The sequence below is a fragment of the Streptomyces sp. NPDC019224 genome, from assembly GCF_040632605.1.
Taxonomy (GTDB): domain Bacteria; phylum Actinomycetota; class Actinomycetes; order Streptomycetales; family Streptomycetaceae; genus Streptomyces.
This window is the reverse complement of the sequence record NZ_JBEYCF010000029.1, coordinates 83,413-92,798: the sequence shown is the minus strand read 5'-3', so window position 1 is coordinate 92,798 and position 9,386 is coordinate 83,413. Positions and strand designations below refer to the sequence as shown.

Below are 9,386 nucleotides of genomic sequence, written 5' to 3'. Positions count from 1 at the left end.
CGGCCGGCCCGGCCGGTGCTCGCGGTTCGGCGACCGCCGGTCGGGGGACGGGCGGCCCGGTGACGGACCGTCCGGGCGCACCGACCGCTCGCCCCTCTCCCGTACACCCGACGGGCTCAGTCCCGGGCGACGCCCAGCACCGTGGACTCCAGATACTGCTCGGGCTTCTCGTACTGGCTGACGTCGGCCGGGTTGTAGCGGGGCGTCTGCCGGGACCAGTCGAGATTCCCGCGCATCCAGCTGCGCATGCCGTCGAGGTACAGCTCCAGCATCGGCGCCAGCTGCGGATGGGCCTCCAGCAGCTCGGCCTCCGCCTTCAGGAAGCGCTCCGTCTCGGTGGCGATCTCCGCGCAGACGTGTTCCAGCGCCTGCTGCTTGCCGTAACCGCGGTGGTGGCGGACCAGGTGGACGAGGTTGTGGATCTCGCCGAGCACCTGCTCCTTCTCGTACGAGTACACGTCATTGGCCCAGCACACGTGGTTGCAGGACGCCTCCAGCGCGGTGATGAACCGGGGGTCGTTGTGGATCGACGAGGGTGCCTCGATGCCCGCGACGATCTCTATCAGGTCCATGCAGACCAGGATCGCGCCGGTGTGGCGGCGCTTCTCTATGTACAGCGCCTCCGACGGCACCACGTCCGCCGCGCGGTTCCCGGCCTCCCAGGTGGTGGCCGTGGTGAGGTACTTCATCAGGTGCCAGGCGAACCGGCGCCGCCAGTGCACCGCGGCGGTGGGGATCGTGCGTTGCCACAGGTCGATGAGGGCGACCACCGCGGCGGGCAGCTCCTCGCTCTCCAGGACGCCGGTGCGGCTGCCCTCGATCACGGCCTGCATCAGGGCGACGACGTCCCGTACCCGCTCGGGGCTGCGGCCGAGGTGGCCGTCGTCGAGCTGGTCGTCGACGAGGAAGAGCCAGACGAACCAGTCGGCGACGAGGTCCAGCTTCTCCCTGTCGGCGGTCGGGTAGACCATCCCGACGAACGCGCCGAAGTCCGCCTGCTCGAAGCGCTCTCTGGCCGAATCCTTGTGCACCAGACCGGTGTTGCGGGTCCACGCGTCCAGATGTTCCCGTACGTCGATGACGTGCGGGTTCGTCCGCTGGGGGAACGGGCAGTAGATGTCCGGCAGTTCCTTCTCCACGGCGGGTCGTGATCCTCTCCGGTCGTGCGGGTGACGGAAGTTGAGCTCGGTCCGTCCGTTCCTCCGGGGCGTTGTGATGACCCGTGGGACCTGCGGGTTTGAAGCTACCTGACCCCCTGTCACCGGGTCCAGGGCAGATGATCGGGAATGGTTGAAATCTGTTCGAGTAAGGTCTGGGGGCAAGGCAGGTTGCACTTGCCCGGGACTCCCGCCCCGATTCCTTCGGAGGAACATACGAGAGCGGGAGTCGTTTGCTGTGTCTTCGTGGGAGCGACCTGCGTCATTTCGTATGAAAAAATGAGTGTTATGCGTTTTCTTGAGCCCGGCACCGGTCGCTATACAGAGTCCCCCTCGGTCCCGTACGACCTCACGTACGACGACGTCTTCATGGTCCCGGGCCGGTCGGCGGTCGGATCGCGCCAGGGCGTCGACCTGGCCTCGCCCGACGGCAGTGGCACCACCATCCCGCTGGTCGTCGCGAACATGACCGCGATCGCGGGCCGCCGGATGGCCGAAACGGTCGCCCGCCGCGGCGGCCTCGTCGTCATCCCGCAGGACATCCCGATCGAGGTCGTCACCGACGTCATCTCCTGGGTGAAGACGCGCCACCTGGTGCTCGACACGCCCATCGAGCTGTCGCCCGGCCAGACGGTCGCCGACGCGCTGTCCCTGCTGCACAAGCGCGCGCACGGCGCCGGGGTCGTCGTCGACGGCGAGCGCCGGCCCGTCGGCGTGGTCACCGACCACGACCTGACCGGCGTGGACCGCTTCACCCAGCTCTCCGAGGTCATGTCCAAGGACCTGGTCCTGCTGGACGCGGACATCGACCCGCGTGACGCCTTCAACAAGCTCGACGGCGCCAACCGCAAGCTCGCCCCCGCGGTCGACGCGGACGGCCGGCTCGTCGGCATCCTCACCCGCAAGGGCGCCCTGCGCGCCACGCTCTACACCCCGGCCACCGACGCGGCCGGCAAGCTGCGGATCGCCGCCGCCGTCGGCATCAACGGCGATGTGGCGGGCAAGGCCAAGCAGCTCCTCGACGCCGGGGTCGACACGCTCGTCGTGGACACCGCCCACGGCCACCAGGAGTCCATGATCAGCGCCGTGCGCGCGGTCCGGGCGCTGGACCCGCAGGTACCGATCGTGGCGGGCAACATCGTCGCCGCCGAAGGCGTGCGCGATCTCATCGAGGCCGGTGCCGACATCATCAAGGTCGGTGTCGGACCCGGCGCCATGTGCACCACGCGCATGATGACCGGTGTGGGCCGGCCCCAGTTCTCCGCCGTGCTGGAGTGCGCCGCCGAGGCGAAGAAGTACGGCAAGCACGTCTGGGCCGACGGCGGGGTCCGCCACCCGCGCGACGTCGCCATGGCGCTCGCGGCCGGCGCGTCCAACGTGATGATCGGCTCCTGGTTCGCCGGCACCTACGAGTCCCCGGGCGACCTCCAGCAGACCGCCGACGGCCGCTTCTACAAGGAGTCCTTCGGCATGGCGTCCGCGCGCGCCGTGAAGAACCGGACCTCCGACGAGTCCGCGTACGACCGCGCCCGCAAGGCGCTCTTCGAGGAGGGCATCTCCACCTCGCGGATGTTCCTGGACCCGGCGCGCCCCGGCGTCGAGGACCTGGTCGACTCGATCATCGCGGGCGTCCGCTCCTCCTGCACCTACGCGGGTGCCGCCTCCCTCGCCGAGTTCGCCGAGAAGGCCGTCGTCGGGGTGCAGAGCGCCGCCGGCTACGCGGAGGGCAAGCCGCTGCACGCCAGCTGGAGCTAGACGTACGGGCCTGTCCTGCGGTGATCCGCCGGAAGCCCTGACCCGTGGTCTACTGCCGGGGGCGGCCCACGCCGCCCCCGGCACCGTCATGCCCGGCTCCGCCCGCGCCCCGCAGAGAAGTGACCCGTACGACGTGCGACTGAACGACCTCGACGAACGCATCGTCCACGCCCTGGCCGAGGACGCCCGCCGCTCCTACGCCGACATCGGCTCGATCATCGGCCTGTCCGCGCCCGCCGTGAAACGCCGCGTGGACCGGCTGCGCGCCGAGGGCGCCATCACCGGGTTCACCGTGCGGGTCGACCCCGCGGCGCTGGGCTGGGAGACCGAGGGGTACATCGAGATCTACTGCAGCCGCAACACCTCCCCGGAGTCGATCAAGCAGGGGCTCGCCCGTTACCCCGAGGTCGCCTCCGCGTCCACGGTCACCGGCGACGCGGACGCGCTCGTCCAGGTCTTCGCGGCGGACATGCGCCACTTTGAACAGGTCCTGGAGCGGATCGCGGGCGAGCCGTACGTGGAGCGGACCAAGTCGGTGCTGGTGCTTTCGCCGCTGTTGCGGCGGTATCCGGGGTAGCGGCCGTCCGCCGGGTGGGCCGGGTCCTCCGGCATCGGTTCCGTCCTCACACGCCGGACGGGCTGGGGTGGCGGCACGGGCCGGGACGGCGCAACGAATCGTCGCGTGCCGTGCGAGTCGCGCAACGGATCGACGGTCGGTGCGCAACGGTCGCGTCTTGTCCGGGGCGAACGGCGGAACGTACCGTCTTCACGTCCCCCGTCCCGCCCGTGTTCCGAGGTCAGCCATGCCGTCGCCGTTGCGCACCGCCCTGCTCCAGAGCTCCGGCCGCCCCGGCTCGGCCGCCGGCTCCGTCGAGCTGCTGGCGGACGCCGCGCGCCGCGCCGCCGCCACCGGTGCCCGGCTGCTGGTCTGCCCCGAGCTGTATCTGACCGGGTACGCCATCGGCGACGACGTACCCCGGCTGGCCGAGACCGCCGACGGGCCCGCCGCCCGCGCCGTCGCGGAGATCGCCGTACGGCACCGGATCGCCGTCCACTACGGCTACCCGGAGCGCGACGGCGACACCCTGTACAACTCCGCGCAGCTCATCGGCCCCGACGGGACCGCGCTCGCCCGCTACCGCAAGACCCATCTCTTCGGCGACTTCGAACAGCGCTGGTTCACCCCCGGCGACCAGCCCGTGGTCCAGGCCGAGCTGGACGGGCTCCGCATCGGCCTGCTGACCTGCTACGACGTCGAGTTCCCGGAGAACGTCCGGGCGCACGCCCTGGCCGGCACCGACCTGCTACTGGTCCCGACCGCGCTGATGCACCCCTTCTCGTTCGTCGCCGAATCCGTCGTCCCGGTCCGCGCCTTCGAGAACCAGCTGTACATCGCCTACGTCAACCGGACCGGCCCGGAAGGCCCGTTCGACTTCACCGGGCTGAGCTGCCTGGCCGGACCCGACGGCACGGTCCGCGCCCGCGCGGGGCGCGGCGAGGAACTGGTCACCGCCGATGTCGACCCCGCCCTGCTCGCGGACTCCCGGGCCGCCAACCCGTATCTCCGCGACCGCCGCCCCGGTTTGTACGGCTCCCTCGTCTGAGCCTGCCCGCTTCCTCACGTCTTCGCTTTCCCGCAAGGAGTCCGAACCCCATGACCGCCGTGCCCCCCGCCGTCCAGCACACCGAGGAAACGGCCCCGCCGATCACCATGTTCGGGCCGGACTTCCCCTACGCGTACGACGACTTCCTCGCCCACCCGGCGGGCCTCGGCCAGATACCGGCCACCGAGCACGGCACCGAGGTGGCCGTCATCGGCGGCGGGCTCTCCGGCATCATCACCGCGTACGAGCTGATGAAGATGGGCCTGCGGCCGGTCGTCTACGAGGCGGACCGCATCGGCGGACGGCTGCGCACCGTCGAGTTCGAGGGCTGCGCCACGGACGGCGAACCGCTCACCGCCGAGATGGGCGCGATGCGCTTCCCGCCCTCCTCGACCGCGCTCCAGCACTACATCGACCTCGTCGGCCTGGAGACGAAGCCGTTCCCCAACCCGCTCTGCCCGGCCACCCCCTCCACCGTCGTCGACCTCAAGGGCGAGTCGCACTACGCCAGGAGCATCGACGAACTCCCGCAGGTCTACCGCGATGTGATGGACGCCTGGAACGCCTGCCTGGAGGAGGGCGCCGACTTCTCCGGCATGAACCGGGCGATGCGCGAACGCGACGTCCCACGGATCAGGGAGATCTGGTCGCGGCTCGTCGAGAAGCTGGACAACCAGACCTTCTACGGCTTCCTCTGCGACTCCGACGCCTTCAAGTCCTTCCGGCACCGCGAGATCTTCGGGCAGGTCGGCTTCGGGACCGGCGGCTGGGACACCGATTTCCCCAACTCCATCCTGGAGATCCTGCGCGTCGTCTACAGCGAGGCGGACGACCACCACCGCTCCATCGTCGGCGGCAGCCAGCAGCTCCCGCTGCGCCTGTGGGCACGCGAACCGCAGAAGATCGTGCACTGGCCGCTCGGCACCTCGCTGGCCTCGCTCCACGGGGGCGAGCCGCGCGGCGCCGTCACCCGGCTCAACCGCACGGCCGGCAACCGGATCACCGTCACCGACGCCTCCGGTGACATCCGCACCTACCGCGCGGCCGTCTTCACCGGCCAGTCCTGGCTGCTGCTCTCCAAGATCGCCTGCGACGACGCGCTCTTCCCGATCGACCACTGGACGGCGATGGAGCGCACCCACTACATGGAGTCGTCCAAACTGTTCGTGCCGGTCGACCGGCCGTTCTGGCTGGACAAGGACGAGACCACCGGCCGCGACACGATGTCGATGACGCTGACCGACCGGATGACCCGGGGCACGTACCTCCTGGACGACGGACCGGACCGGCCGGCCAGCATCTGTCTCTCGTACACCTGGTGCGACGACAGCCTGAAGTGGCTGCCGCTCTCGGCGACCGAGCGCATGGACGTCATGCTGAAGTCGCTCGGCGAGATCTACCCGAACGTCGACATCCGCGGCCACATCACCGGCAACCCGGTCACCGTCTCCTGGGAGAACGAGCCCTGGTTCATGGGCGCGTTCAAGGCCAACCTGCCCGGCCACTACCGCTACCAGCGGCGCCTGTTCACCCACTTCATGCAGGACCGGCTGCCCGCCGACAAGCGGGGCCTGTTCCTGGCCGGTGACGACATCTCCTGGACGGCCGGCTGGGCCGAGGGGGCCGTGCAGACCGCGCTCAACGCCGTATGGGGCGTCATGACCCACTTCGGCGGCGCGACCGACGCGACCAACCCCGGCCCGGGCGACCGCTTCGACGAGCTGGCGCCGGTGGAACTGCCGGAGGACTGAGGGCGCTTACGGCCGGCCCGGTCAGGAGCCCGAGGCCGGCGGCTTCTCGTCGTACGCGGACGTGCCCGAGTCGAGCAGCGGCTCCCGGGTCCTGAGGTGCGCGGGGGCGAAGGCGCGCAGCACGTGGTAGCCGGTGATCACGACGAGGGTGCCGAGGGCGATGCCGCTCGGCTCGAAGTCGTCCGTGATCGTCAGGCTGCCGCCGCCGACGCCGAGGATGATGCCCGCGGCGGCCGGTAGCGGATTGAGCGGGTTGCGCGGGCCGACCTTGACGTTCAGCCAGATCTGGGCGCCGAGCAGGCCGATCATGCCGTACAGGATGACGGTGATGCCGCCGAGCACCCCGCCCGGGATGGCCGCCACGACCGCGCCGGACTTCGGGCAGAGACCGAACAGCAGGGCGAAGCAGGCGGCGGCCCAGTAGGCGGCGGTGGAGTGCACGCGGGTCGCGGCCCTCAGTGCCGAACCACTGCACCGCGAGGCCGGCCAGGAAGAGCACCACGCCGACCAGGAACACCGCGCCGGTGACCACCGCGCGCCCGGATCGTCGCGGCGACACCGACGAACGAGAGCGAGCAGCCCGGACAGCTCGCCACCTGCCCGCGCGTGGCCGGCAGGAAGACGGCCGTCGCGATACCCGAGATCATGATCGCCAGGTTCGGGTCGAGACCCGTCAAGACCGGCGAGACGAGGGTCGCAACCCGTTCGCATCACTGAATCAGAGCGCGAACGAACCCGCGTGCGATCTTGGGCGTGACCCCAGGAGTCCTCCGAAGAGAGGGCCGGTTCGCGCGGACGGTAATCCGAGTGACGGCCGCCCTCGGGTCGATGTGAACGATTGACTGTCCATCTTGTACTTTTTCGTTCGGTAAGTATGGAACGGAGAGTATAAATGTCCGGTTTTGGATGGAAGCTGCATGGAGACGGCAGGACCCTGGGACCAGGTGAGGTCGTCCGGCCGAACGAGCGGCTCACCTGGACCCGGACGATCGGGCTGGGGGCGCAGCACGTCGTCTCGATGATCGGCGCCTGTTTTGTCGCCCCGGTGCTCATGGGGCTCGACCCCAGCCTCGGTCTGATGGCCTCGGGTGTCGCGACCCTGTTGTTCCTCGTCCTCACGCAGGGGCGAGTTCCCAGTTACCTGGGTTCGTCGCTCTCCTTCGTCGGCGTCGCCGCTGTCATCGGCAGCCAGGGTGGTGGGCCGGCGGAGCTCACCGGCGCCTTGTTCGTGGTGGGCCTCGCCCTGGCCGTGGTCGGACTCGTGGTCCAGCGTCTGGGTGCCAAGGTCATCCACGCGGTGTTGCCGCCGACGGTGACGGGCGCCGTCGTCATGCTGATCGGCTTCAACCTGGCCCCGGTGACGGCGGGAACCTACTGGCCGCAGGACCAGTGGACGGCACTCGCCACGATGCTCTTCACGGGCCTTGCCCTGGTCGTCCTTCGTGGCTTCTGGTCCCGGATCGCCATCTTCCTCGGCCTGGTCTTCGGGTATCTGCTCTCCTGGATCCTCGATCTCGCCCTGGGCAGGATCCACTCCCTCGACGGCAGCGGCAAGGTCGTGGACCACTGGCGCCTGGATCTGACGGCCGTCAAGGAGGCCGCCTGGGTCGGCTTCCCCGACACGCACGCGCCTTCGTTCAGCGCGTCGGCGATCATCGTGGCCCTGCCTGTGCTGATCGCCTTGGTCGCCGAGAACGCCGGGCACGTCAAAGCGGTCGGCGAGATGACCGGTGACCCGTTGGACGACAAGCTCGGCACCGCCATCGCGGCGGACGGTGCGGCGACCATGGTCTCCACGGTCGCCGGTGGCCCCGCCACCACCACGTACGCTGAGAACATCGGCGTCATGGCCGCCACGCGCGTGTACTCGACCGCCGCCTACATGTGTGCCGCGTTCGTCGCCCTGCTGTTCGGCCTGTGCCCGAAGTTCGGTGCGTTCGTCGCCGCGATCCCGGGCGGAGTGCTGGGCGGTATCACCGTCATCCTGTACGGCATGATCGGCCTGCTCGGCGCCCAGATCTGGGTGCGCAACAAAGTGGACTTCAGTCAGCCGCTGAACCTGATCCCGGCCGCCGCCGGCGTCATCGTCGGCATTGGCGGCGTGACGCTGACGATCACCGACAACTTCGAGCTCAGCGGCATCGCGCTCGGCACACTCGTGGTGGTGACCGGCTACCACACGCTCCGCTGGCTCTCGAAGGCGGCGGGCACGTCGCAGGGCGGGCTCCTTGACGCGGGGACGACGCGTTACGACGACCCGGAGCCGGGAAGCGGGAAAGCCGGCTGACGGGAGAGACCCGGCGGGCGCGTATCCGCAGGTGCGGGTGGTGGCGCCGGCCGAGTGCGGCACCCCCGCGTCGGCGGGGAGGACTCCCCTGCGGGGAGCACGATATGCCGGGCGGGCGGAACACCCCGCGGACGCGGAGGTGGACCATGGGCGCCGCCCTCGGTCTTCTTGCAGACAGCGAGTGAGAAGTACTGGCCGTGATCCCTGCCTTCGGGCAGGGATCACGGCCATGAAGTTTCTCGTACTTGGCGAACCCTGGCTGTCGCGGCCCCAAGGGCTGTCCCGCCAGGATGACGGGACAGCCCTTAGCCGCAGGCGGCGACGCGCAACCGGCCTGGACGCCGGACAAGCTGCTCCTGGACCGCGACCTGAGCAGTGGACGGAGCCGCCGCTGTGGCGCACTCAGGCAGGTTTCTGGAAGATCGACTCGACGCGGGCGCAGGCAGCGGGACTCGTGTGCCGCCCGCTCCTGGAGACGGTGACGGACACCTGGGTGTGGCTCGACCATCGGCTGCATCACGCCGTACCAGGCGAGGATCCGCTGCCGTCAACGGCTGGACCTCGCGACATAAAACGGAGGTGTCGGGACCTGAGGGGTCACTTCAGGCTGTCCCTGCTCCCCGGTACGTGAGCGATGGCAGTCATGGCTTCCGTCCCGGATGCGCTCGCTACGTCGCTCCAGCGAGCGTGGCAGTCGTAGCGCTCACGGATAAATCCTGAGGCGCTGAGAGGCAAGTCCCGCCCGGGCGCGATGGATATATTCGCAGGCATATCCGCGCCTTTCGCCTGAAAGGACCCGGTGCCGAAAGCGGCCCGGGGCCGCGGAGCGGGG

At 69.8% G+C, this 9,386-nt stretch carries 6 protein-coding genes and 1 pseudogene; 5 read left to right on the top strand and 2 right to left on the bottom strand.

From position 1 onward, the window contains the following. Positions 1-116 precede the first annotated feature (116 nt). Complete coding sequence (locus ABZ564_RS19970; protein WP_360857898.1) at positions 117-1,139, bottom strand: terpene cyclase; 1,023 nt, start codon at positions 1,137-1,139, stop codon at positions 117-119. 306 nt (positions 1,140-1,445) lie between these two features. Between ABZ564_RS19970 and ABZ564_RS19965 the strand changes: the two genes are divergently transcribed. From ABZ564_RS19965 to ABZ564_RS19950, 4 genes are all read left to right on the top strand, one after another. After that, entirely contained in the window at positions 1,446-2,912 is a 1,467-nt protein-coding gene (locus tag ABZ564_RS19965; protein ID WP_360857895.1) for a GuaB1 family IMP dehydrogenase-related protein, read from the top strand. A 133-nt stretch (positions 2,913-3,045) separates the two neighbouring features. Then, entirely contained in the window at positions 3,046-3,489 is a 444-nt protein-coding gene (locus tag ABZ564_RS19960; RefSeq protein ID WP_161208500.1) for an Lrp/AsnC family transcriptional regulator, read from the top strand. A 226-nt stretch (positions 3,490-3,715) separates the two neighbouring features. Continuing rightward, a complete protein-coding gene (locus ABZ564_RS19955; RefSeq protein WP_360857892.1) occupies positions 3,716-4,516 on the top strand; it encodes a carbon-nitrogen hydrolase family protein in 801 nt (266 codons plus the stop codon). 50 nt (positions 4,517-4,566) lie between these two features. Then, positions 4,567-6,267 carry an NAD(P)/FAD-dependent oxidoreductase gene (locus ABZ564_RS19950; protein WP_360857889.1) on the top strand — a complete coding sequence of 567 codons (1,701 nt, stop codon included), beginning with the start codon at positions 4,567-4,569 and terminating at the stop codon, positions 6,265-6,267. A 21-nt stretch (positions 6,268-6,288) separates the two neighbouring features. Here the strand turns inward: ABZ564_RS19950 and ABZ564_RS19945 are convergent. After that, positions 6,289-7,106: pseudogene (locus ABZ564_RS19945) on the bottom strand (solute carrier family 23 protein). Positions 7,107-7,159: 53 nt separating this feature from the next. On the opposite strand from ABZ564_RS19945, the gene ABZ564_RS19940 reads away from it, so the two are divergent. Beyond that, positions 7,160-8,554: a solute carrier family 23 protein gene (locus ABZ564_RS19940; RefSeq protein WP_360857887.1), complete on the top strand. Its 1,395-nt coding sequence runs from the start codon at positions 7,160-7,162 to the stop codon at positions 8,552-8,554. The last annotated feature ends 832 nt before the right edge of the window (positions 8,555-9,386 follow it).

Bases quoted from the DNA above. Each gene is read 5' to 3' on its own strand.
- ABZ564_RS19965 (WP_360857895.1), top strand. From the start codon at position 1,446: ATGCGTTTTCTTGAGCCCGGCACCGGTCGCTATACAGAGTCCCCCTCG.
- ABZ564_RS19955 (WP_360857892.1), top strand. From the start codon at position 3,716: ATGCCGTCGCCGTTGCGCACCGCCCTGCTCCAGAGCTCCGGCCGCCCC.
- ABZ564_RS19950 (WP_360857889.1), top strand. From the start codon at position 4,567: ATGACCGCCGTGCCCCCCGCCGTCCAGCACACCGAGGAAACGGCCCCG.
- ABZ564_RS19940 (WP_360857887.1), top strand. From the start codon at position 7,160: ATGTCCGGTTTTGGATGGAAGCTGCATGGAGACGGCAGGACCCTGGGA.